Annotated in this window: 22 protein-coding genes; 16 read left to right on the forward strand and 6 right to left on the reverse strand. The window is 68.7% G+C overall.

The features are described 5' to 3' along the window. Positions 1-21: 21 nt before the first annotated feature. Positions 22-1,950: an asparagine synthase (glutamine-hydrolyzing) gene (gene asnB, locus CEP50_RS00135; RefSeq protein ID WP_106111871.1), complete on the reverse strand. Its 1,929-nt coding sequence runs from the start codon at positions 1,948-1,950 to the stop codon at positions 22-24. A 354-nt stretch (positions 1,951-2,304) separates the two neighbouring features. Here asnB and ctaC point away from each other — a divergent pair, with 354 nt between their 5' ends. From ctaC to CEP50_RS00150, 3 genes are all read left to right on the forward strand, one after another. Continuing rightward, the gene (gene ctaC, locus CEP50_RS00140; RefSeq protein ID WP_106111872.1) at positions 2,305-3,246 is read left to right on the forward strand and encodes an aa3-type cytochrome oxidase subunit II; all 942 of its coding nucleotides are present in this window, start codon (positions 2,305-2,307) and stop codon (positions 3,244-3,246) included. Positions 3,247-3,315: 69 nt separating this feature from the next. Continuing rightward, positions 3,316-3,714 (forward strand): cytochrome c oxidase subunit 4, encoded by a 399-nt coding sequence (locus tag CEP50_RS00145; protein ID WP_106111873.1) that lies wholly within the window; start codon positions 3,316-3,318, stop codon positions 3,712-3,714. A 118-nt stretch (positions 3,715-3,832) separates the two neighbouring features. After that, positions 3,833-4,117, forward strand: coding sequence for an Lrp/AsnC family transcriptional regulator (locus CEP50_RS00150; protein ID WP_019853463.1), 285 nt, complete (start codon positions 3,833-3,835; stop codon positions 4,115-4,117). Between the two features lie 91 nt (positions 4,118-4,208). Here CEP50_RS00150 and trpD read toward each other — a convergent pair whose 3' ends face one another. Together trpD and CEP50_RS00160 are read right to left on the reverse strand one after the other, a co-directional pair. Continuing rightward, positions 4,209-5,261 carry an anthranilate phosphoribosyltransferase gene (trpD, locus tag CEP50_RS00155; RefSeq protein WP_106111874.1) on the reverse strand — a complete coding sequence of 351 codons (1,053 nt, stop codon included), beginning with the start codon at positions 5,259-5,261 and terminating at the stop codon, positions 4,209-4,211. 23 nt (positions 5,262-5,284) lie between these two features. Further along, complete coding sequence (locus CEP50_RS00160) at positions 5,285-5,695, reverse strand: response regulator (RefSeq protein WP_106112245.1); 411 nt, start codon at positions 5,693-5,695, stop codon at positions 5,285-5,287. A gap of 610 nt (positions 5,696-6,305) precedes the next feature. Between CEP50_RS00160 and ctaE the strand changes: the two genes are divergently transcribed. The 5 genes from ctaE (at position 6,306) to CEP50_RS00185 (ending at position 11,264) form a co-directional block, all read left to right on the forward strand. Further along, positions 6,306-6,917: an aa3-type cytochrome oxidase subunit III gene (gene ctaE / locus CEP50_RS00165; RefSeq protein ID WP_106111875.1), complete on the forward strand. Its 612-nt coding sequence runs from the start codon at positions 6,306-6,308 to the stop codon at positions 6,915-6,917. Between the two features lie 112 nt (positions 6,918-7,029). Next, on the forward strand, positions 7,030-7,836 hold the full coding sequence (qcrC, locus tag CEP50_RS20705) for a cytochrome bc1 complex diheme cytochrome c subunit (RefSeq protein ID WP_106111876.1): 807 nt from the start codon (positions 7,030-7,032) through the stop codon (positions 7,834-7,836). A gap of 11 nt (positions 7,837-7,847) precedes the next feature. Further along, the gene (gene qcrA / locus CEP50_RS00175) at positions 7,848-9,032 is read left to right on the forward strand and encodes a cytochrome bc1 complex Rieske iron-sulfur subunit (RefSeq protein ID WP_106111877.1); all 1,185 of its coding nucleotides are present in this window, start codon (positions 7,848-7,850) and stop codon (positions 9,030-9,032) included. Further along, a complete protein-coding gene (qcrB, locus tag CEP50_RS00180) occupies positions 9,029-10,717 on the forward strand; it encodes a cytochrome bc1 complex cytochrome b subunit (protein WP_106111878.1) in 1,689 nt (562 codons plus the stop codon). Before qcrA ends, qcrB begins: the two co-directional genes overlap by 4 nt. A gap of 130 nt (positions 10,718-10,847) precedes the next feature. Further along, positions 10,848-11,264 (forward strand): TIGR03618 family F420-dependent PPOX class oxidoreductase, encoded by a 417-nt coding sequence (locus tag CEP50_RS00185; RefSeq protein WP_106111879.1) that lies wholly within the window; start codon positions 10,848-10,850, stop codon positions 11,262-11,264. A 50-nt stretch (positions 11,265-11,314) separates the two neighbouring features. On the opposite strand, the gene CEP50_RS00190 is transcribed toward CEP50_RS00185, so the two are convergent. After that, a complete protein-coding gene (locus CEP50_RS00190; RefSeq protein WP_106111880.1) occupies positions 11,315-13,027 on the reverse strand; it encodes a DEDD exonuclease domain-containing protein in 1,713 nt (570 codons plus the stop codon). 104 nt (positions 13,028-13,131) lie between these two features. On the opposite strand from CEP50_RS00190, the gene CEP50_RS00195 reads away from it, so the two are divergent. Next, positions 13,132-14,526: an NYN domain-containing protein gene (locus CEP50_RS00195; protein WP_181188142.1), complete on the forward strand. Its 1,395-nt coding sequence runs from the start codon at positions 13,132-13,134 to the stop codon at positions 14,524-14,526. A gap of 484 nt (positions 14,527-15,010) precedes the next feature. Then, entirely contained in the window at positions 15,011-16,027 is a 1,017-nt protein-coding gene (locus tag CEP50_RS00200) for a C40 family peptidase (RefSeq protein ID WP_106111881.1), read from the forward strand. A 69-nt stretch (positions 16,028-16,096) separates the two neighbouring features. Here CEP50_RS00200 and CEP50_RS00205 read toward each other — a convergent pair whose 3' ends face one another. Beyond that, complete coding sequence (locus CEP50_RS00205) at positions 16,097-17,908, reverse strand: AMP-dependent synthetase/ligase (RefSeq protein WP_106111882.1); 1,812 nt, start codon at positions 17,906-17,908, stop codon at positions 16,097-16,099. 220 nt (positions 17,909-18,128) lie between these two features. Between CEP50_RS00205 and CEP50_RS00210 the strand changes: the two genes are divergently transcribed. The 4 genes from CEP50_RS00210 (at position 18,129) to CEP50_RS00225 (ending at position 21,279) form a co-directional block, all read left to right on the forward strand. Next, positions 18,129-18,917 carry a metallophosphoesterase family protein gene (locus CEP50_RS00210; protein WP_181188144.1) on the forward strand — a complete coding sequence of 263 codons (789 nt, stop codon included), beginning with the start codon at positions 18,129-18,131 and terminating at the stop codon, positions 18,915-18,917. 60 nt (positions 18,918-18,977) lie between these two features. Continuing rightward, on the forward strand, positions 18,978-19,421 hold the full coding sequence (locus CEP50_RS00215; RefSeq protein WP_106111884.1) for an SRPBCC family protein: 444 nt from the start codon (positions 18,978-18,980) through the stop codon (positions 19,419-19,421). A gap of 118 nt (positions 19,422-19,539) precedes the next feature. Beyond that, the gene (locus CEP50_RS00220) at positions 19,540-20,775 is read left to right on the forward strand and encodes an ArsA family ATPase (RefSeq protein ID WP_106111885.1); all 1,236 of its coding nucleotides are present in this window, start codon (positions 19,540-19,542) and stop codon (positions 20,773-20,775) included. Positions 20,776-20,781: 6 nt separating this feature from the next. Beyond that, entirely contained in the window at positions 20,782-21,279 is a 498-nt protein-coding gene (locus CEP50_RS00225; protein ID WP_106111886.1) for a hypothetical protein, read from the forward strand. Between the two features lie 70 nt (positions 21,280-21,349). Here the strand turns inward: CEP50_RS00225 and CEP50_RS00230 are convergent, their stop codons facing one another. Further along, entirely contained in the window at positions 21,350-21,829 is a 480-nt protein-coding gene (locus tag CEP50_RS00230) for a DUF308 domain-containing protein (protein WP_106111887.1), read from the reverse strand. 398 nt (positions 21,830-22,227) lie between these two features. Between CEP50_RS00230 and CEP50_RS00235 the strand changes: the two genes are divergently transcribed. Together CEP50_RS00235 and CEP50_RS00240 are read left to right on the forward strand one after the other, a co-directional pair. Next, positions 22,228-22,995, forward strand: a complete 768-nt coding sequence (locus CEP50_RS00235) for a lysophospholipid acyltransferase family protein (RefSeq protein ID WP_019853480.1) — start codon at positions 22,228-22,230, stop codon at positions 22,993-22,995. Positions 22,996-23,073: 78 nt separating this feature from the next. Continuing rightward, the gene (locus CEP50_RS00240; protein ID WP_019853481.1) at positions 23,074-23,577 is read left to right on the forward strand and encodes a polyadenylate-specific 3'-exoribonuclease AS; all 504 of its coding nucleotides are present in this window, start codon (positions 23,074-23,076) and stop codon (positions 23,575-23,577) included. Positions 23,578-23,657 lie beyond the last annotated feature (80 nt).

Genomic DNA, 23,657 nt, shown 5'->3' on the forward strand with positions numbered 1-23,657 from the left:
CCACGGCCCCGGCGGGCGCGCTCACAGTTTCACCGGGTAGTGGGGCTCCGGAATCTGGGGAGTCAGCCGGTTCTCCACGAAGATGCCGTGCCAGATCATGAAGACCAGCAGTGCCCACAGCCTGCGGCTGTGATCCAGCACACCGGAGCGGTGCTCCTCCAGCAGCTGGAGCACCGCTTTCTTGTCCAGCAGCTGTTCGGTCTGCGACTCCCGGATGATGGTGCGCGCCCAGTCGTGCATCTCGTCGCGCAACCAGTGCCGGATGGGCACGGGGAAACCGAGCTTGCGGCGGTTGAGCACGTGCCCCGGAACCACCTTGGCCAGCGCCTGACGCAGGGCGTACTTGGTGGTGTCCCTGGTGATCTTCTGCTCCAGCGGGATCGTGCTGGCGGTGCGGAAGACCTCGTTGTCGAGGAACGGAACCCGCAGCTCCAGGGAGTTGGCCATGGTCACCTTGTCGGCCTTGACCAGGATGTCCCCCCGCAGCCAGGTGAACAGGTCCACGTGCTGCATCCGGGTGACCGGGTCCCACCCCTGGGAGGTGCGGTAGGCGGCCGCGGTCACGTCGGTGTGCGAGACGTGCGGGTCGAAGTGGGTGAGCAGCTCCCGGAGCTGGTCGTCACGGAAGATCCGCGCGTTGCCGTAGTAGCGTTCCTCCAGGGGCAACGAGCCCCGCCGGAGCAGGTCCTTGCCCCGCACTCCCTCGGGGATGGCCGTGGACACCCGGCCCATCACCTTGCGCAGCGAGCCGGGGACGCGTTCGAAGGGGGCCAGCGACAGCGGCTCACGGTAGATCGAGTACCCCCCGAAGAGCTCGTCGGAGCCCTCCCCGGACAGCACCACCTTGACGTGCTTGCGGGCCTCCCTGGCGATGAACCACAGCGGAACCAGGGCCGGGTCGGCGACCGGGTCGTCGAGGTACCACACGATCAGCGGCAGGGACTCCATCATCTCCTCGGCGGAGACGGTGCGTACGACGTGTTTGACCCCGATGGCCGCCGCCGACTCGGCGGCCACGTCCACCTCCGAGTAGCCCTGCCGCTCGAAGCCGGTGGTGAACGTGATCAGGTCCGGGTTGTGCTCCTTGGCCAGCGCGGCGATCGCGGTGGAGTCGATACCGCCGGACAGGAAGGCGCCCACCGTGACGTCGGCGCGCATGTGCTTGGCCACGGAGTCGCGCATCACGTCCGCGATCTCCTCGTGCAGCCGCTCGGCCTGCCCCTCATCGTTGATCTCGCGCGCGGAGAACCTGGGGGAGAAGTACCGCTCGGTGACCAGCTGGCCACCCGGGGCGACGGTGAAGGAGGTGCCGGACTCCACGCGCCGGATCGAGCGGTGCAGCGACTCGGGTTCGGGGACGTACTGCAACAGGAGGTAGTGCTGCAACGAACGGCGGTCGACCTCCTCGGAGATCCCGAGAGTCCCGGCGAGGTGCAGCAGACTCTTCTTCTCGCTGGCGAAGGCCAACCCGTTCGGCCCGCTGGCGTAGTACAACGGCTTGATCCCGAAGGGGTCGCGGGCCCCGAACACGACGTGGCGCTGGCTGTCCCAGACCAGGAAGGCGAACATCCCACGCAGTCGTTCGACCATCGCCGAGCCGAGGTAGTGGTAGGCGACGATGATCGTCTCGCTGTCACCGTCGGTGTGGAACGTGGCGCCGTGGTGCTCGGCCAGCTCGGCCCGCAGTTCGAGGTAGTTGTAGATCTCGCCGTTGAACAGGATCGTGTACCGGCCCGGCGATTCCGGCGGACCCCAGCTCAGCGGCTGGTGGGAGTGCTCGACGTCGATGACCGAGAGCCGGTTGAACCCGAACACGACCTCGCCGCCGTGCCAGGTGTCGCTTTCGTCCGGTCCTCGGTGCCGCTGACACGGCAGCGCGTTGGCCACCGCGTTCGTTGCCTTGCCGGCGTTCTCTTCGGTGGGACAAACCAGTCCAAGCAGGCCGCACACGCGTCTCGCGCACCTCTCGTGTCGCGGGGATGATCGGTTGTCGACCCCCGTACGGGAGATCGGTGCTCCCAGTATGCCGTGCCCACGCCGCGGGGACGTACACGCGGGGGAGGGCGTGCCGGGGCGTTCGTCCTCGCCGGGGTGCGGGGGTTCGCGGATCCTGAGGGAGCCCGGCTGGTGATCTGGGCCACCGGAGGTGACCATGGCCCGGGTGCTCCGCCACCCCGGAGCAGTATCGCGGCTACTACTGGGCTAGGGTCGCTACAGTATTCCGGCGGCCGATCTTCCGTCACGGGCGGAGGGAGAAACGCCAGCGCCGTGCCGGTGAGTTTCACATGGAGGAGGCGTCGCGCAGTGGCCCTGAAGGACGGGACCCGAGTGCCACGACTGGTCAAGCTCGGCGGAGTGATCGGCTTGGTGTGCGTCGTGGCCACGGGCTGTACTCCTGACCAGGTGCTGCGGTTCGGCTGGCCGACCGGCGTCACGAGTGACGCCGCGGCGATGCGTCAGCTCTGGACCTGGTCGGTGATCGCGGCTCTCGCCGTGGGTGTGTTGGTGTGGGGACTGATCTTCTGGACGGTGGCCTTCCATCGCAAGAAGGGGGACGAGCTGCCCCGTCAGTTCCAGTACAACAACCCCCTGGAGATCATCTACACCGTCATTCCGTTCGTGATGGTCGTCGTGCTGTTCTACTTCACGGCGACGACACAACAGGAGGTACAGGCCAAGGAGAGCGATCCCGACGTCGCGGTCGACGTGATCTCCTTCCAGTGGAACTGGGAGTTCCGCTACCCGGGTTACCAGACCCCGGACGGGGAGCCCGTCTCGACGGTCGGAACCACCGACTGGACCCCCCTGCTGGTGCTGCCGACCGACTCCACGGTGGAGTACCGGCTGAGTTCCGAGGACGTGATCCACTCGTTCTTCGTCCCGAAGTTCCACTTCAAGCGGGACACCTTCCCGCACCCGGACAAGAACAACCAGGACAACGTCTTCCAGAACTCCATCGACCAGGAGGGTTCGTTCGTGGGGCGTTGTGCCGAGCTGTGCGGGACGTACCACTCGATGATGAACTTCGAGGTCCGGGCGCTCTCCCCGGACAAGTTCGAGCGGTACATGGACCTGCGCACGCGGACCAACCCGGAGACCGGTGCGCCCTACACCACCGCCGAGGCGCTGAGGACCATGGACTGCGGGCAGCTCTGCTCCCCGAACTCGGTGACCACCATCCCCTTCGATCCCGACCGTGAGGACTCGTTGCCGGAGGACGCCGGTGCTGCGGCCACGAACGGATGACGGGCGAACGGTAGGCGACCAGGCACGACTGCGTTCGGGTGGAGCGCACGGGGCGAGAGTGAGGACTCCATGAAGGTCGAAGCGAAGATCTTCAACATCATCACCTTCTTCTTCTTCCTGTCGGCTGTGGTGTACGGCTTCTGGGCGAAAGAACCGGTGGGAACGGTCGCGCTGATCCTCGTCGGTGCGCTCTCGTTGCTGATCGGAAGCTACTTCCAGTTCGTGGCCCGGCGTATCGATCTGCGTCCGGAGGACCGTTCGGACGCCGAGATCAGTGACGGGGCGGGCGAACTGGGTTTCTTCAGCCCGGGCAGTTACTGGCCGTTCGGTATCGCGGCGGCCTCGGCCTTCGCGGGGCTCGCCCTGGCCTTCGGCCACGTCTGGATGATCGTGCTGTCCTCGGGGGCGGTGCTGATCACCGTCGCCGGCCTGGTGTTCGAGTACCACACCGGACCGAACCACGAGTGAGCCGGTCACCCCGGCGTCACGACCCGTGCCACCGGCAGGAGCGGTTTTTCCCGCTGCCCGCCCCGGTGTACGGGTCGTGACGTTCTTTCCGCGTCACGTCTGCTATGGAGGGACAACCGTGATCACCGCGATCGTGCTCATCCGAACGGCCGCCGAGTACCTGACCCAGGCGGCGCAGGAGATCGCGGACATCGACGGTGTCAGCGAGGTCTACTCCTGTGCCGGTGACGTGGACCTGATCGCGATGGTGCGCGCCCGGGCGCACGAGGAGATCGCCGACATCGTGCCCGGCCGGATCAACAAGGTCGCCGGTGTGCTGGACACCGACACGCACATCGCCTTCCGTTCCTACTCCCGTCAGGACACCGAGGCCACCTTCTCCGTCGGCCTGGAGTCCTCCTGAGTCTTCGTCCGCCCCGTTGAGCCCTCCCGCCCCACCCGGGTTGGGGCGGGAGGAACCGGGAACACCGGTGCAGGCGGCTTCGTCACCGGGGTCAGTGTTCCGGGCGCAGCTCGCCGGAGAGTGCGCTCCAGGAGTCCAGCAGTTCGCGCGCGGCACCGGAGTCCACGGCCTCGGCCGCTCTCCGCAGTCCTTCCTCCAGGGCGCCTCGCAGGTCGGTGACCGGGCCGTTGTAGGCGGCCAGCGCGCCCGCCGTGTTCAGCAGTACCGCGTCCCGGACCGGACCACGCGCTCCGTCCAGCAGTTCGCGCACCACCCGGGCGTTGACGGCGGCGTCACCTCCCCGGAGCTTGTCCGGGCTGGTCAGCGCGATTCCGAAGTCGGTGGGGTCGATGTGTTCCCGGCGCACCGTGCCGTCGCCGACCACCCAGGTCGTGGTGGTGGTCGTCGTGGTGATCTCGTCCATGCCGTCGTCGCCGCTGACCAGCAGCACCGAGTGGCCACGGCGGGCGAAGGTCTCGGCCATGATCGGGGCCATGCGCGGGTCGGCGCATCCGATCAGGCCGGAGCCGGGACGGGCCGGGTTCGTCAACGGGCCGAGCACGTTGAACGCGGTGGGGATGCCGATCTCCCGGCGGGGACCCGCCGTGTGCTTCATGGCCGGGTGGAACAGGGCCGCGAAGCAGAAACCGATCCCCACCCGGCGGACGCACTCCCGTACCCCCTCGGGGGGCAGGTCGATGGCGACCCCCAGTTCCTCCAGCACGTCGGCGGTGCCGCAGTTCGAGGAGGCGGCGCGGTTGCCGTGTTTGACCACCGTGGCTCCGCAGGCGGCGAGCACGATCGAGGTCATGGTCGAGATGTTGACGGTGCCCGCCCGGTCGCCCCCGGTTCCGACCACGTCGACGGCCTTGTTGGGGATGTCCAGGGGCAGGGCGTGGGCGATCATGGCGTCGGCCATGCCGAGAATTTCCGAGGAAGTTTCGCCTTTCGCGCGCAACGCGACGGCGAAAGCGGCCACCCGGGCCGGGGTGGCCTCTCCCGTCATGATCTGGTCCATCGCCCACGCCGTCTCCGTGCTCTCCAGGGGCTGTCCGGAGACGAGACGGCTCAGCAGATCGGGCCAAGTGGGACTCGCTGTGTGCACGGTGGCGTCCTCGAATGCTCTTCTCAGCCGTGGGGTGCGGGAAGGACGTGCTCGCGCAGGACCCCGGCCACGCACTCGGCGGCGGTCAGCGGATCGAGTGGATGCACCAGAACCGCGTCGGCCAAGGACCAGGTGGCGAGCCAACGGTCGTCCTCACGTCGCACCGTGACCACGATCGGTGGGCAGTCCGCAAGTTCGTTTTTCAGCTGCCGCGATACTCCCATCCCGCCCGTGGGCTGTGCCTCGCCGTCCAGGATCAGCAGATCCACCCGACCGGCGTCCACCTCTCCGATCACCTCGGCCACCGTCGAGGCCTCCGTGTACCGCACCCGACCGACGTCGGGTGCCGGACGCCGTCCGATGGCCGTCGTGATCGCGTCACGCACGTCCGCTCGGTGGCTGAACACGCAGACGTTGCTCGCCGATGTGTTCATGAGCACTCCTTGGCTGCCGTGGCGGCCGTTGTCCGACTGTGACTCGTGCTCGGTGTTCACGAGTGCTCGTATCGTATCCGGATCGGTGCGGAAAGGGGTAACACACCTCACTATTGCGAAGATCTCGTCGTGTTCGTCCCCGCGGCGGTTGTCCGCCCGGCCCGTTCTCCCCCGAATCCGACGGGCGGGAACTCCCCCGTGGCTCGGTCCCTCCGCGAGGAGTCCCCCGAAGGGCGGACACGCTGTGCGACCGCCCCGGAGGGGAGAATTCCCCCCGTCGGTGCTCGTGCGCACCGTGAATCCGGCGGAGGGCGAGTGGACGAGGAACCGAGGGGGCGACTCGGACGGGGGGTCCGTCCTTTGGTCTCGACCACCGCGTTTACGCAGTTCAGTGCCGGTCGCAGGGCGGTCCTGTCTTCTCGGGAGGGCGCAGGCTTCCCGACGCGGGGGCAGCGCGGCACCTCCGGGAACGGGAGGATCCTGTCCGGCGGCCGACCAGTGTGGAGGCCCGCCCCGGGCGTTCACACCGGGTAGTTCCCGCCGTGGTGTGGCTCCGCGGGAACGGACACGGGTGGACCCGCGCGGGCGTCCCGAAATCGTTCGCGACATAATGCGTCGCGTGACAACGGCAGCGCCCTCAATCAGTCAACGCGTGCACTCGCTGAACCGCCCGAACATGGTCAGCGTGGGCACCATCGTTTGGTTGGCCAGCGAGCTGATGTTCTTCGCCGGGCTCTTCGCCATGTTCTTCACGGTGAAGGCCCAGAACGAGGGTCCGTGGCCGCCGCCACCCGCCGAACTCAACGTGGCCTACGCCCTTCCGTTCACGATCATCCTGGTGGCGTCCTCGTTCACCTGTCAGTGGGGTGTGTTCGCGGCCGAGCGTGGTGACGTCTACGGACTCCGTCGCTGGTACATGCTCACGCTCGTGATGGGGCTGATCTTCGTGATCGGCCAGGCCGGTGAGTACCACACGCTGATCACCGAGCACCACACCACGATGGCGTCCTCGGCGTTCGGCACCGTGTTCTACATGACCACGGGCTTCCACGGTCTCCACGTGATCGGTGGGCTCATCGCGTTCGTGATCCTGATGATCCGGACCAGGATGAGCAAGTTCACACCGGCCCAGGCCGTGGCCTCGATCGTCGTGTCCTACTACTGGCACTTCGTCGACATCGTGTGGATCGGCCTGTTCCTGGTCATCTACCTGGTGCCGTGAGGCGGTTCCGCGGAGGTCGCCACAGCCATGGGTCAAGGCAGCGATACGAGCAGAGCGTGATGTTGTTGCCGCTGAATCATCCCGAACATGACAGCAAGGGTTTTGCGCACTCATGACCACCAACAAGAAACGCAACCGCACGGGTTCCAAGTTCCGGCGACGGCTTTCCGGTGTGCTGGCGCTCGGGATCGCCTTGGTGGCCGCGGGCGGCCTCTACAGTGTGCTGCTTCCCGAACCGCAGACCGCGACGGCCGCGGAGGACCCGGCGCTGGTCAGCAAGGGTGAGGAGATCTACAGGGGGTCCTGCATCAGCTGTCACGGCGAGAACCTGCAGGGCGTTGAGGATCGGGGTCCGAGCCTGATCGGGGTCGGTGGTGCGGCTGTGCACTTCCAGGTCTCCAGCGGGCGTATGCCGCTGGCGCGTCAGGGAGCGCAGGCCCAGCGCAAGCCCACGGAGTTCTCCCCGGAGGATATCCAGGCGCTCGCCGCGTACGCGCAGTCGGTCGGAGGCGGGCCGGAGCAGCCCGAGCAGAAGGGCGAACAGCTGCAGGGCGACGACCCCGCGCGCGGTGCCGAACTGTTCCGACTGAACTGCGCCTCCTGTCACAACTTCACCGGGCGGGGAATCGCGCTGTCCTCGGGTAAGTTCGCCCCGGAACTGGCTCCGGCCTCCGAGCAGCAGATCTACGAGGCGATGCTCACCGGACCGGAGAACATGCCGAAGTTCTCCGAGCGGCAGCTCACTCCCCAGGAGAAGCAGGACATCATCGCCTATGTGAAGTCGGTGACCGACGGCAACAACAACCCCGGGGGCAACGCGCTCGGTGGCTACGGTCCGGGCCCCGAGACGGTCGTCGCCTGGGTCATCGGCCTCGGTAGTCTCGTCGGTCTCACCCTGTGGATCGGAGCCAGGGCATGAGTGAGCGGGATATGAGCGAGAACAACAGCGAACGACACGACCACGAAGCGGGCAACGAGACCTCCTCCGCCGGCCCGGAGCGGCGACAGCCCACCGAGGCGGAACTCGCGGAGATGAGCCGCGACGAGAAGGTCCGGCTGGGACTGGCCCAGGACGACGTCGAACTGGTCGAGTACCCGGACCCCTGGCCGGTCAAGGGGACTCGCGCCGAACGACGCGCCGAGCGCGCCGTCGCCGCCTGGTTCTCCCTGGCAGGGTTCTCGGCACTGGCCTTCATCGGGGTTTTCGTCTTCTGGCCCTGGCGCTACGTCAACCCTCTGGCCGACGAGCGGGGACACTTCCTGTACTCGCTGTACAACCCGCTGATCGGGTTCTTCCTGGGGCTGTCGATCCTGTCGGTGGGCATCGGGGCGATCCTGTACTCGAAGAAGTTCATGCCCCACGAGGTCGCCGTGCAGCAGCGTCACGACGGGCACGGCTCCTCCGAGCTGGACCGGCAGACGATCGCGGCCGAGCTGGCCGACGCGGGTAACCGCAGCACGATCGCCCGCCGCTCCATGATCAAGCGGACCGCCGGTTTCGGGGCCGGGGCCTTCGGTCTGGGCACGGGCGTGCTGGTGCTCGGCGGGATGGTCAAGAACCCCTGGGCGGAGACGGGTCCCGACTCGCTCAACCACACAGGATGGATGCAGAGCGAGGGCGAGAAGGTCTACCTGCGGCGCAACACCGGCGATCCCCACGAGATCTCGCTGGTGCGGGCCCAGGACCTCTCCCCGGGCGGTTTCGAGACGGTCTTCCCGTTCCGCGAGTCCGAACGGGGTAACGAGGAGGCGTTGCTGCACGCCCTGCGCCGTTCCGACAACCCGGTCATGCTGATCCGGCTGCGTCCGGGCGACAACCCGGTGGCACGCCAGGGCCAGGAGGACTTCAACTACGGCGACTACTACGCCTACTCCAAGATCTGTACCCACCTCGGCTGCCCGACCTCGTTGTACGAGGCCCAGACCGGCCGGCTGCTCTGTCCCTGCCACCAGTCGCAGTTCGACGTGGCCAACAGCTACGCCAAGCCGGTCTTCGGTCCCGCCACACGCGCTCTGCCGCAGTTGCCGATCACGATCGACGAGGAAGGCTACTTCGTGGCGAAGAGCGACTTCATCGAGCCGATCGGCCCGGCTTACTGGGAGCGGAATTCATGAGTTCGATAACCACCCCGACCAAGTCGGAAAGCGCGCTGTACCGCGCGGCCAGCAAGCAGGCCGACGAGGTCGACAAACGGTTCAACGCAGCGGCCGGTCTGCGCAGGCAGTTCAACAAGGTGTTCCCCACCCACTGGTCGTTCCTGCTCGGTGAGGTGGCGCTGTACACCTTCATCCTGCTGCTGCTGACCGGCACCTACCTGGCGTTCTTCTTCGACCCCTCGATGGCGGAGGTGCAGTACCAGGGCGCCTACACCAACCTGCGCGGCATCGAGATGTCCCGGGCCTTCGCCAGCGCCCTGGACATCTCCTTCGAGGTGCGCGGAGGGATGTTCGCCAGGCAGGTGCACCACTGGGCCGCGCTGCTGTTCATGGCCTCGATCGTGGCCCACATGCTGCGCATCTTCTTCACCGGCGCCTTCCGGCGTCCGAGGGAGACCAACTGGATGATCGGCATTCTGCTGTTCATCCTGGGCATGTTCGAGGGCTTCACCGGTTACTCGCTGCCGGACGACCTGCTGTCCGGCACCGGCGTGCGCATCGCCTCCGGGATCACCCTGTCGATCCCCGTGGTCGGCACCTGGATCCACTGGATCCTGTTCGGCGGGGAGTTCCCCGGTACCGAGTTGATCCCGCGCTTCTACATGATGCACATCTTCCTGCTGCCGGGGATCATTCTCGGGCTGATCGCCGTGCACCTGGCGCTGGTCTGGTACCAGAAGCACACCCAGTTCCCCGGTGTGCGGCGCAAGGAGAGCAACGTCGTCGGCGTGCGGATCATGCCGGTGTTCGCGACCAAGGCCGGTGGCTTCTTCGCCGTGGTCACCGGTGTGACGGCGTTGATGGGCGGCATCTTCCAGATCAACCCGATCTGGCACCTCGGTCCGTACAACGCCTCGCAGGTCTCGGCCGCCTCGCAGCCGGACTGGTACATGATCTGGACGGACGGCTCCAGCCGGCTCTGGCCCGCCTGGGAGGTCTACCTGTGGGGTGAGTACACCATCCCCGCCGTGTTCTTCCCGACGGTGCTGTTCATGGGGTTGATCTTCACCGTCGCGATCGCCTACCCGGCGATCGAGCGCAAGCTCACCGGGGACGACGCCCACCACAACCTGTTGCAGCGTCCACGGGACGTTCCGGTGCGCACCAGCCTCGGGATGATGGCGCTGACCTTCTTCTCGGTGCTGATGATCTCGGGTGTCAACGACATCATCGCCTTCAAGTTCGACATCTCCCTGAACGCGATGACCTGGATCGGGCGCATCGGGCTGCTGGTCGCCCCGCCGATCGTCTACTACGTCACCTACCGGATCTGCCTCGGTCTGCAGAAGTCCGACCGGGAGGTGCTGGAACACGGCATCGAGACGGGGATCATCAAGCGGCTGCCGCACGGGGAGTTCGTCGAGGTGCACCAGCCGCTCGGCCCGGTGGACGAGCACGGCCACCCGGAGGAGCTGGAGTACCAGGGCGCTCCGGTGCCGAAGAAGATGAACAAGCTGGGCGCCGCGGGCAAGCCGGTCGAGGGCAGCTGGCTCAAGCCGGACCCGAGCGAGGAGACGGCCGCCCTGGAGGCCGCGCGTGCGCGCGAGCACGCGGAGGCTCTGGAGCGGGAGCGGAACTCCGCCGAGGAGCAGGACCCCGACAGGGAGCTCGTCGGCGGCAAGTCCCGCCAGCCCGAGGAGTGATCCTTCCCACGGCACCGTGGGCCGAACCGGCGGTCCCGTCCCGCGTGGACGGGGCCGCCGGTTCTTCGTTCGCCCGGGGTGGAAGGGTGCGTCCGTGCTCGGCGTGGCGGGAGGTACTACGGTCGGGATCATGACGGAGATCACCGGTCCGGTGCGTTCCTTCCTGGAGCAGGGCGGTCGTACCGGCAAACTCGGTTACCTGGCTTCGGACGGACGTCCCCTGGTCGCCCCGATCTGGTTCGCCCCCGAAGAGGGACGGATCGTGTTCAACACCGGAGCGGACAGTGCCAAGGCGGCCGCGATCGCCCGGGACCCGCGTCTGACGCTGTGCGTCGACGAACAGAGCGCCCACACCTTCGTGCAGCTGCAGGGCACCGCCGAGACCACCGACGACGGTGACGAGGTGCTGCGGGTGGCCACCACGGTGGCGGCCCACTACGTGGGGGCCGAGAAAGCCGAGCGCCTCGGCAGCCGGATCGCGGGACCGGGCCAGCTCGCGGTGTACCTGTATCCGAGCCGGATCGTCACCAGCGGCGACCTGGAGTGATCCTCGCCAGCGGCGACGGTCTTCGGCGTGCGGTCCCCTGGGGCGGTGGTTCAGTCCGCCCCCGCGTAGGGAGTGCGCGCGGAGGAGGCCCGCTCGGCCCACTCACGCCACTTTCCCGCCGATCCGGCTGGTTCGCTCCACGCTCGGCGACACCGGACCATTCTGGTCTCCGGGGCGGACAGCCAACGGTGTATCACCCGGACCTCCTCGACCGGGGCTCCGTACAGGGGATCCGGTCCCGGCACCACGGTTTCGGCCGTGGCGAGCAGCGCCTCGACCACCGGCATCGGAGGGGTGTCCCGTGGTGCGGTGCCCGCCGCGGCCAGCCGCCCGTGCCGTACCACGGCGATCATCCATCCCCCGGACCCGTCGGGGCGGGCGGCGACCAGTTCCGGAACGCTGGCCAGGGCGGCCAACCGCTGACCGCGGTCGAGGGCGTGGACGAGTGCGGCGAGGCGGTCCCGCCCGCAGGCGGCCTCCTCGAAGCGCTGGAGCGTGGCGAGCTCCTCCAGCCGCTCGTGCAGCCGGTGCAGCACCACGTCCCCGCTGCCGTCGCCCAGTTCCCGGACCGCGCCCACGTGCCGGTCGTACTCGGAGGGGGTTTCGTGACCGGCGCAGGGAGCCCCGCAACGCCCGAGTTCGTACACGGCACAGGGACTGCGCCCCGAGCCCCCGGCCGGGATCCGTTCGGTGCAGCTCCGGATGCCGGTGACCTCGTGCAGCGCCTCCACGGCCCGGGTCGCTGAGTTCCTGGTGCGGAACGGTCCGAGTGACTCCCGGCCCGGTTTGCGGGTGATCCTCAGCCGGGGGAAGGTCTCCGCGGTGAGCGAGATCCACCAGGCCCGGCCCGGGTTCTTGGACCTGCTGTTGTACTCGGGGCGGTGGGCCCCCAGCAGACGTAGTTCCCTCACCTGCGCTTCGAGCGGGTGTGCGCAGCTCACGTGGTCGACCCGCTCGGCCAGCGAGACCATCTCCCGTACACGTGCCCGGCGTTCCCCGGCCGTGAAGTACTGGCCGACCCTGCGGCGCAGGTTCGTGGCGGTGCCGATGTAGAGCACCTCCTCGTTCGGGCCGAGGAACATGTACACCCCCGGGCCGGCGGGGAGTCCGGCCGCCAGGTCGCGCTTGCCCCGTTGGGCGGCGGTCACCCCCGACAGATACTCCGACAGCTCCTCCAGACAGCGCACCTCGTGGGGAAGTCTGCGCAGCAGCGCGTGCAGCACGTCGGCGGTGGCACGGGCGTCCCGCAGCGCCCGGTGGGCGGGGGCGTGGGCGGTGCCCAGCGCCGTGGTGAGCTCGCCCAGGGAGTGTCCCCGGGTCCGGCCGGCGGAGAGCACCCTGCGTGCCAGGCGCAGCGTGCAGACCACGGGTGGGGTCGGCCAACGCAGCCCCAGCCGGGCGCAGCCAGCCCGCAGGAATCCGAGGTCGAACGGGGCGTTGTGCGCCACGATCACACCGTCACCGACGAAGTCCAGGAAGGCGGTCAGCGCGCTGTCGAGCGCGGGTGCCTCGGAGAGCATGTGGTCGGTGATGCCGGTGATCGCGGTGACCTCGGAGGGGACCCGGCGGCCGGGGGAGACCAGAGTGGAGAACTCCGCCACCGTCTCGCCTCCGCGCGTCTTCACCGCGGCGATCTCGGTGATGCCGTCCCGCTCGCGGCTGCGGCCCGTGGTTTCCAGGTCCACCACGACGAAGGTGACCTCGTCGAGTGGCTGTCCCACCTCGTCGAGGGACATCTGGGTGTGCTGCGGGGACCTGGTCATCGTGGTGAGGGTATGCGCTCGTGCTGACCGGCGGAAAAGAGTGTACGGCGACACCGCAACCGCCGGATGTAGGTAATCGTCCGCGCAGACCTTAGCCTGGAAGAGTGACACCGTCGACAACGGGCGACAGCGCCGACGACCCGCGGACCGACACGGAGACCGCAGCGGAGCCAGCACGTTCCACGACCGGAGAGGACAGCAGCGTCGACTGGGACGGTCTGCCCGATCCGCTGCGCCATCGGATAGCCGAGGTGGCGGCCTCCGCCGTGGGGGAGATGCGTCCGGGGGACGTGCCCGGCCGAGTGCGTCCCGTGATGCGTTTCGCGGCGGCCAAGAGGGCCAAACTGGGGCACGCCGAGCTGCTGGCCGCGATGGGGGAGTCGACGGTGTTCCGCGCGGCGGTGCTGGACTGGTGCCGTAGGAAGCGACCGGAGGTGCTGGAGCTCCGGCAGCGGGACCCGCTCGCCGCGGCCACCGCCAACGTGTTGCTGAACACGGTGAACGCGGCGCACTACGTCGAACTGATCGACCGCAGGACCCGGCAGGACAGGACCGGCGAGGAGCGGGACTCGGCGCTCGCGCGCGCCGAGAAGCTCGCTTCCGAGAACGAACGACTGCGACGGGAACTGGCTGAGACGGCGGAGTCCGTCGAACGGGCCCGCGAACACAGCGGCAAGGACGTCGAGCGCCTGCGTAAGCGACTCCAACAGAAGGGGGTCCAGCTCAAGGAGTGCCGGACCGAGGTGGAGCGCCTCGGTGCCGAACTGGAACGACTCGCCCGGTCCAAGGACCGCGAGATCGCCGAGCTGACCGCGGAGCGGGACCGCGAGCGGAACCGGGCCAGGGAGGAACGGGCGAGGGCCGAGCGCGCCAGCAACGAGGCGGAGACGGCCCGACAGTCTGCTCGGGAGGCCCGGAAGGGTGACGAGGTGCGGCTGGAACTGCTGTTGGACACCCTGGAGGGTTCGATCGCCGGGCTGCGCAGGGAGATCGGTTCCACCTCGGGCGGCGGCCCCCGTTCGGGCCCCAAACCGGCGGAAACCGTCTCCCGGGTGCGGGCCGGTGCCGGAGCGGTGGAGGACGTTCCGGACGTGACCGTGTTGGACCGGTTGTTGGCGCTTCCCGCCGTTCACGTGATCATCGACGGCTACAACGTCACCAAGACCGGTTACCCGGATCTTCCGCTCGCCGAGCAGCGGGAGCGGTTGTCCCAGCAGGCGGCGGTGTTGGCCGCGCGTTCCGGGGTGGAGGTGACCGTGGTCTTCGACGGTGCCAACGTCGTCTCGGTGCCGAACGCCGGGCCACGAGGGGTGCGGGTGCTGTTCAGCGAACCGGGGGTGCAGGCCGACGACCTGATCAGGGACCTGGTGGACGCCGAGCCGGTGGGCAGGCAGCTGGTGGTGGCCACCTCGGACCGGGAGGTGGTGGAGTCGGTGCGCAGGCGTGGTGCCTACACGGTGACCTCGGCGGTGCTGTTGGAGCGGATCAGTCCCGGGTGAGCGGACATCCCCGCCCAGTCCCCGCCACACCCCGTTCGGTGTGAGGCCGTGGCCCGAACGGGGCGCACGCCGCTTGTCACCGATCGCGTTCGGCATCCTTCCGCCGTGGAAGGAACAAGCCCCTTCCGGGGGTGTTTTCTGCGGGTTCGACGCCGGAGTGGAGCACGTTCCGTCGTGTTGCCACCCCCACTCTGGACTACTCGGCGTACCTCTCGTAATCTGACCGAGACTTCGCGGCGATCAGTCGCCAGACGGGGTGGCTCCGCGAAGTCGCCGCCAGGTCGGCTCGTCGGGGGAGCCGAGCCGGAAGCGTTCCCGAGCGGCCACCGGTGGCTGCGGGCCCCACGGCGCCTTTCTCGGCGCGGTCTCCACACCGGGCCCACGTCGTTGTCCTCCGGTCGTGCCGCGCAGGACGTCTCCGGTCGGGCGGCCGAGCAACGAAGGAGCAATGCGCGAAGTGGCCTCGCACGGACTCAGACGCTCAATGCGGGGAGCACTGACGGCTACGGCGGTGGCCACCGCCGTCACCGTGAGCTCCGCGCCGGCTCTCGCGGACCCCGAGCTTCCCGACAACAGGTCCGACGCCGTCGAACAACTCCAGAAGCTCTCCCGGCAGGCGGAGAAGCTGACCGAGAAGTACAAACGGGCCAAGGACGACCACGACGCCCGGCTGGAGGAGCTGGAGAAGGCCAAGGCCGCCGAGCAGGAGGCCATCAAGGCCGCCGAGCAGGCCAGGGCCCAGGAGGAGAGGTTCCGGGGCCAGGTGGACGAGCTGACCAGCGCCGTCTACCGGGGATCCCGGATGAACCAGCTCTCGGCGCTGTTGGCCAGCGAGTCCCCGGACTCCTTCCTCGACCGCGCCTCCATCATGGACGAACTGGCCAGGGACAACCAGCAGGCCGTGTCCACCTTGGCCGAGGCCACCGAGAAGGCCGAGGAGGCCGAGAAACAGGCCCAGCAGGCCCGCGAACGCGCGGCCAAGGCCGAGCAGGAGGCGGCCAAGCTCCAGGAGGAGATCGCCGCGAAGAAGGCCGAGATGGAGCAGCAGGTCTCAGCGGTCCGCGAGCACATCGAGGAGCTGGACCAGCAGCAGCGCGAGTCCCTGTCCGGCGGTGGTCAGACCGACTACGAGTACGCGGGGGGAGCCGGTGCCGCCTCCGGGGCGGTGCAGGCCGCGCTGAGCAAGCAGGGATCCCCGTACGTGTACGGAGCCGACGGTCCCAGCAACTTCGACTGCTCGGGACTGATGTACTGGGCCTACGCCCAGGCCGGGGTGGACCTTCCCCGGTCCAGCAGCGCCCAGGCCCAGGTGGGCAGGCCGGTCTCGGCCTCCGAACTGCGGCCGGGCGATCTCATCTTCTACTACAGCCCGGTCAGCCACGTGTCCATGTACGTCGGCAACGGGAAGGCCGTGCACGCCCCCACCACCGGGCAGGTCGTCAAGGTCGTTCCCTACGACGACATCGCACCGATCAACCGGATGCGGCGCGTGGCCGGCTGAGCGGGTCCGCACGCCCCGGATCCCGCCGTCGGGACCGCCCCGCGGTGCCCGACGGCGGGACCGTGGCTCTCAGGAGTAGATCGCCTCGATCTCGGAGGCGTAGTTCGCGGCCACCTTGTTCCGCCGGACCTTCAGGCTCGGGGTCATCTCCCCACGGTCCTCGGTGAAGTCCTGGGGGAGGATGCGGAACTGCTTGATCTGCTCGGCCTTGGAGACCGCCTCGTTGGCCTCGTCGATGGCCTTCTGCACCTCGGCGCACATCTCGGGGTCGTCGGCGAGTTCGCTCGGGGAGGTGTCCCTGGGACGTCCCCGCTCCTCCAGCCAGGAGGGCAGGAACTCGGGATCCAGGGTCACGAGCACACCGATGAAGGGTTTCTGGTCACCGACCACCATGCACTGGCTGATCAGCGGATGGGCCCGGATGCGGTCCTCGAGCACGGCGGGAGCCACGTTCTTCCCGCCCGCGGTGACGATGATCTCCTTCTTCCTGCCGGTGATCCGCAGGAAACCGTCCTCGTCGAGCGATCCCAGATCGCCGGTGTGGAACCAGCCGTCCTCCAGGGACTCCTCGGTGGCGGTCTGGTTGTTCCAGTAGCGCTGGAAGACCACGTCGCCCTTGACCAGCACCTCGCCGTCCTCGGCGATCGCCACCGTGGTTCCGGCGATCGGACGTCCCACGGTGCCGATCTTGTAGTTGTCCTGGACGTTGACCGCGGCCGCCGCCGTGGTTTCGGTCAGCCCGTAGCCCTCCAGGACCGGCACTCCTATGCCGAAGAAGAAGTGGGTCAAGCGTTCACCGAGCGGAGCCCCGCCGGAGACGGCCGCGACGCAGCGGCCTCCCAACGCGGAGCGCAGCTTGCCGTAGACGAGTTTGTCGAACACGAAGTGCTTGGCGCGCAACAGCAGGCCGGGGCCACCGGACTCGGACCGGGCGCGACTGTAGGCCACGGCGGTGGCCTCGGCCGCGTCGAAGATCCTGCCCTTGCCCTCGCCGTGGGCCTTCTGCTTGGCCGTGTTGTAGACCTTCTCGAAGACCCGGGGTACGGCCAGCACGAAGGTGGGACGGAAGGACCCCAGGTCGGAGACGAGGTTCTTGACGTCGGGGGTGTGGCCGAGCGTCAGCCTGGAGTAGACGCAGGAGAGGGTGATCGCCCTGGCGAGCACGTGAGCCATCGGCAGGAACATCAGCATGGAGTTGCCCGGCTGCATCAGCTGGGGGAAGGCGTCCAGGTCCCCCCTGATCTCGGCCAGCATGTTGCGGTGGGTGAGCACGCACCCCTTGGGGCGACCCGTGGTCCCCGAGGTGTAGATCAGGGTGGCGATGTCGTCGGCCCCGACCGACCTCCTCCGTTCGTGCACCGTCTCGTCGGGCACCTCCGAACCCAGTGACGTGAGTTCCGCCACGGCGGTGGAGTCCCCGTTCGGTACCGGCCCGTCGATCTGCCAGACGTGCCGCACCTCGGGAAGCCCTTCGAGGACCGTGTCGACTTCGGCGCGGTGCTCCGGGGTTTCGACGATCAGGGCCGAGGCTCCCGAATCGTTCAGGATCCATTCCACCTGGTCGGCCGAGGACGTCTCGTAGATGGGCACGGTGACGCATCCGGCGGACCAGATCGCGAAGTCGAACAGGGTCCACTCGTACCGGGTGCGGGACATCAGTCCCACCCGGTCTCCCCGCTGCAGTCCCGCGGCGATGAGGCCCTTGGACGTCGCCAGCACCTGGGCGGCGAACTCGGCCGTGGTCACGTCCACCCAGGTGCCGTCCACTCTGCGCCGGAAGCCGACCGTGTCGCCGAAACGCTCGGCATTGGCCCACACCATGTCGGTGAGGTTCTCCTCGTCGGCCACCGTGACAGTGGCGGGGGCGCTGAACTCTCGCACTTGCATCCTCCGAAAGCACGCCGAATTGTGATGGCCAACCTAACCCCGAGCGCTACTGGGCGGTAGCCCCCCTTTTTCTGTGGAGCGGAATCATAACGCGCGGTGACGGAATCCGGCGGTGAGCCCGGCCGGAGTGACTCCGGGAACGCGTGGTTCGCGGTGGGGGCGAGTGGGCGGTTAGCTTGGTCGGGACGGCTGTCCCCCGGCGAACGGAGCGAATTTGCGGGTGCATGTGGTCTCGGACGTGCATGGAAACGTGGAGGACCTGAAACGGGCGGGCGACGGCGCCGACGCGCTGGTCGTGCTCGGCGATCTCGTCGACTTCGTCGACTACCACGATCACGAGAAGGGAATTCTCGGTGCCGTGTTCGGTCCCGAGAAGGTCGGACACTTCGCCGAACTGCGACGCAACCGCAGGGGTGCGGAGATGGCCGGTTACCTGCGTTCGCTGTGGGACAGCCTCCCCGACCCGGCCGCGGTCGTCCGGCAGGCCGTCCGGGAGCAGTACGCCGAGCTGTTCGCCGCCATGCCCGTCCCCACCTACGCGACGGCGGGCAACGTGGACGCCCCGAGCCTGTGGCCCGAGTTCACCGGGGACGGCATCCACGCTCTGGACGGGCAGAGCGTGGAGATAGGGGGATTGCGTTTCGGGTTCGTCGGGGGCGCGCTGCTGCCGCCCGGGGGCACGCTGCGGCACGATCTCCCCTGGGTGCCCAACCTGCGCAGCGATCAGGAGTACGACGCGCTGCTGGAGGGGCTCGACGAGGTCGACGTGCTGTGCACCCACGTGCCGCCGCAGGTTCCCGAACTCGTCTACGACGTGGTGGCCCGCCGGGCCGAGCGCGGCTCCAGGGGAGTGCTGGAACGGGTGCGACGGGACCGGCCCCGCTGGTCGCTGTTCGGGCACGTGCACCAGCCGTTGTCCCGGAGAACGCGGATCGGGCCTACCGAGTGCGTCAACGTCGGCCACTTCAAGCAGTCCGGGCAGCCCTATGTGCTGCGGTGGTGATCGGTCCGAGCGGGCCCGCCGGTCGTGGTTCCGAGGCCGGTGACCTGTAATCTGCCCGACATGGTCGACCAGTCCACCCAGTCCATCGTGATCGAGGCACCGGCTCCGGAGATCATGGGTGTGATCGCCGACTTCGGCGCCTACCCCGAGTGGGCGGAGGCGGTCAAGGAGACCGAGGTGTTGTCCCGGACGGCGGACGGCGACGCCGAGCGGGTGCGGTTCGTGCTGGACGCCGGTGTGGTCAAGGACACCTACACGCTCGCCTACGAGTGGAGCCCGGACGGGCTGTCGGTCAGCTGGGAACTCGTCGAGGGGCAGGTGCAGAAGTTCCAGCGGGGCAGCTACACGCTGAAACCGTTACGGCGGCGAAGCACCGAGGTCACCTACAGCCTCGCGGTGGATCTGGCCATTCCGATGATCGGGATGTTCAAGCGCAAGGCCGAGAAGATGATCATGGACACCGCGTTGAAGGAGCTCAAGCGACGCGTGGAGTCCGAGGGTTAGGGATTCCGCGACGTGGTTTCCGACGGCTGCCGGAACAGCCGGTACCAGGTTCGGGGGCCCGGGCCGAACGGGGTTTCCGGAACCCACTCGACGCGGACACGGTTACGGGGGCTGGCACGTGCGCACGCTCATGTTCACCGGAAAGGGTGGGGTCGGCAAAACCACGCTGGCCGCCGCCACGGCGGTTCGGCTCGCCGAACGGGGCGGCAAGATTCTGGTTCTCTCCACCGATCCCGCTCACTCGCTCGCCGACTGCCTGGGAACCGGGCTGGACCACGAACCCCGCGAACTGTCCCTCTCCTCCGGTCAGGGGGAGTGGAGTGAGACGGACGTGGTGCTGCACGCGGCCGAGATCGCCACGCGTGGGCTGCTGGAGGAGGTGTGGGGCCGGCTGCGGGAGCACCTGCACACCCTGTTGACCTCCTCCGGCGTCGCCGAGGTGGACGCCGCCGAGCTGACCGGACTCCCCGGTGTCGAGGAGCTGCTGGCGCTGACGGAGGTACGTCGCCTGGCGTCCGAGGGGCCATGGGACACGGTGGTGGTCGACTGCGGTCCCACGGCGGAGACTCTCCGACTGCTCACCCTCCCGGAGGCGCTGGACGACTACCTGGAGCGGCTGTTCCCGAAACACCGCCGGCTCGTCCGGGGGATGCTGGCGGGCATGGCGGGCGACTCCCACGGTGACCGGTGGGACGCCCTCTCCGAGGCCCTGGGGGGCCTCGCCGCCCGACTGGAAGGGCTGACCGGCTTCCTCACCGATCGCACGACGAGCGTTCGTCTGGTGAGTACTCCCGAGTCCGTGGTGGCCGCCGAGACCCGGCGTGTGCTCACGGCGCTCTCGCTGCACCGGATCCACGTGGACGGGGTGCTGGTGAACCGAATGGTCCCCTCGCCGGGCGAGGAGGAGGGCGCGGCCGCGGAGTGGCTGCGTCTCCGGAGAGGTCAGCAGCGCGGGGTCGTGGCCGAACTGGAGGGGCTGGGTCTGCCCCTGCGCAGCGTCGAACACCGGGCGAGCGAACCGGTGGGGGCCGCCGCGCTGCGGGAGCTGGGGGCCGGGATCTACGGCGCCGCGGATCCCCTGGAGGGAGCCGAGCGCCGTCCCGTGATCGACGTCCGCGAGACTCCCGAACACGAGCGGGCGCGGTACTGGCTGCGGGTGGCGCTGCCGCTGGGCCCGAGTACCGACCCGGAGCTGACCCGCGTCGGCGACGAACTCGCGATCACGGTGAACGGGCACCGCAGACTGGTGGCGTTGCCCTCGGTGCTGCGGCGGTGCGTCGTCGTCGAGGCGGAGGCCGGCGACGACGGACTGGCCGTGGGATTCCGACCGGACCCCGAGCAGTGGATGCGGTGATGTGGGGTGCAGGACGAGAACGGAGAGCACGACCCCCTCGGCGGTGCGCGACGCCTCGCCGGGGAGCTGCGCGGCCTGTTGGGTGAGCTGGCCCGCCGGTTGGAGGAGTTCCTGCTCGAACTGAACCACGCGGAGGCCTCCGGGCGGGACACCGCCGGACAGTCCCGGCGGAACCCCGCAGCCGAGGACCGACGGTGCCCCGGATGTCCGCTGTGCGACGTCCTCGCCGCCTCGTGGTCCCGGGGCGGTTCCTCCGGGGAACTCGTGGACCGGTTCGCGGAGCTGCTGGGAACCCTGCGCGAGGTCGTGCGCACGACGGCGGTCCGGCGGGAGGACACGAACCGAACCGGGCAGGATCCCGCCGCGGAACATCCCGAAGCGGAGGGGGCGGCCTCGGAACACCACCGGCCCCACTCCCCGACGGGCGGGGTCAGCCCGATCACGGTCAGACGGGTGCGCGGCAACGTGCTGGACGAGCCCGGCCCGACCACGACGGCCCGTTAGTTCCCGGGACGTGGGCTCCGGGGTGGCTGGTCCCGCGGGGGAACCAGCCGGTCGTTTCCGCGAGAACGCCTCAGACCTGGGCTCCGTCGTCCCACCCGTTCTCGGTCTCGGGGTCCTCCCGGCGCAGTCGCAGCAGCAGCCACCCGATCCCCGCGCTGATGGCGATCAACCCCACCGGCAGTGTCAGCGCACCGAGGGAGCTCGCGGCCACGGGGACGACCAGGACGAGGATCCCGAGCACCACGAGCAGCACACCCCCCAGTGTTCCGGCGTGGGGTGTGGGAAGCGGTGGGGGCTCGGGAGGTTCGTAGTGTCCTTCGTCCTCCCCCCGCTCCTCCGGGGCCCAGTCCCGAGGGCCGGCCTCAGCGGCCTCCGGAGCGTCGAGGGCGGCGGGACCGGCCTGGGGGGTCGGGTCGTCGGTGTCCGGACGAGCGCGGCTGTCCTCCGGCCACTGCGGAAGGGAGGAGTCGCGTTCGAGTTCGGCCACGATCTCCGCGAAAGCCTTGTCGATGTCTTCCGGGCCGTCGGCGTTGTCCTGGCGCGTGTTCATACGGCATCCCTGACGCGCTCGCGGTGGGTGGTGGGGTCGAAATCGATGTTGTCCGCGGGGGCCGGTGCTCGACCGGGTGGCGAGGCCCGTGCCGGTGTCCACCGGCCGCGCCGCACCTCTCCCCAGGGTCGCCGCTCGCGCCCCGTTGAGCAAGGTCGTTCCGGGCCCCGGAGGGGCGGACGTCTCCGGTGTGCCCGGCGTGGCGGCGAAGAGATCGTCGGCACTCCCGCGGTCAGCACGGGCACACTCTGCCATGCGGCCCCTCGCCCGTGTGACGCCCCGAGGTGTTCCGGGGCCCACGTGGACAGCGGATCCCATGGTCCGGGGCCGCATTGTGCGCCTGATGGCGGCTCCGTACCCTGACACCGTAATCGGGCCACGAGGGAGGCAGCGACACGGTGCTGTACTGGGTGATGAAGTACGTTCTTCTCGGTCCTCTCATCAAGTTGTGGTGTCGTCCCACGGTGGAGGGGGCACACAACGTTCCGGACTCGGGCGGCGCGATTCTGGTCAGCAACCATGTGGCCGTGGCCGATTCCTTCCTGATGCCGTTGAAACTTCCGCGCAGGGTCACGTTCCTGGCAAAACGCGAGTATTTCACGGAGAAGGGGATCAAGGGAGCGCTGAAAAGGTACTTCTTCAGCGGAGTGGGTCAGGTTCCGATAGACCGCTCCAGTGGAGCCGCCGCCCAGGCCGCCCTGGACACGGGGATCCGTCTGCTTCGGGAGGGCAGGCTGCTCGGCATCTACCCGGAAGGGACCCGGTCCCCCGACGGGAGGCTCTACAAGGGCAAGACCGGGGTGGCCCGGATGGCGCTGGAGGCCGATGTGCCGGTCATCCCGGTGGCCACGATCGGCACGGAGAAGGTCAACCCCATCGGCACCAAGATGTGGCGTCCCCACCGGGTGCGGATCCGGGTCGGCGAACCGCTCGACTTCTCGCGCTACGAGGGCATGGCCGGGGACCGCTTCGCCGAAAGGTCGATCACCGACGAGATCATGTACGCCCTGATGGAGCTCTCCGGTCAGGAGTACGTGGACATCTACGCCGAGCGGGCCAAGGACGACATCGCCGAGAGCGGGCGGGTCATCAGCAAACGGGAACGTCAGGCGGCCAAGGCCGCCAGGACCGACAACAGCAGGCTGCCCGACTCCAAGGCGGGATGACCGAAACCCCGTCCGGTCGGACGAGTCCGCCGGACGGGGTGTGTCCGGGCCCGGCGGGCGGGCACATACCCTTTTCCAGTGCGGTTTTTCTACGACTGCGAGTTCATCGAGGACGGCCGGACGATCGATCTCGTCTCGATCGGTGTCGTCGACGAGACCGGGCGGGAGTTCTACGCCGTCTCCACCGAGTTCGACGCCGGCCGCGCGGGCCCCTGGGTGCGCCAACACGTACTGCCCCAGCTTCCCGCCCCCGGATCGCCGAGCTGGCGCTCCCGCGCCAGGATCCGTGACGAGCTCTACTCGTTCCTGACCGCGCACTCCTCCGAGATCGAACTGTGGGCCTGGTACGCCGCCTACGACCACGTGGCGCTCGCCCAGCTGTGGGGGGCTATGCCCGCCCTGCCCTCCCGGCTGCCCAAGTTCACCCGGGATCTCCGCCAGCACTGGGAGGCGGTCGGCAAGCCGAAACTGCCCTCCGCGCCCGCCAACGCCCACGACGCGCTCGCCGACGCCAAGCACAACCTGCGGCGCTGGCAGGTGATCGAGCAGCGCAGACGACAGCTCGGCTACCCCCAGCGCTAGCACCGCCGACCCGGTCCTATCGACGGGATTCGGGGTGTGCGAGGCCGCCGTCGTGCACACGTTTCGGAACCATCGTGTTA

It is taken from the genome of Actinopolyspora mortivallis (genome assembly GCF_003001495.1).
Classification (GTDB): Bacteria; Actinomycetota; Actinomycetes; order Mycobacteriales; family Pseudonocardiaceae; genus Actinopolyspora; species Actinopolyspora mortivallis_A.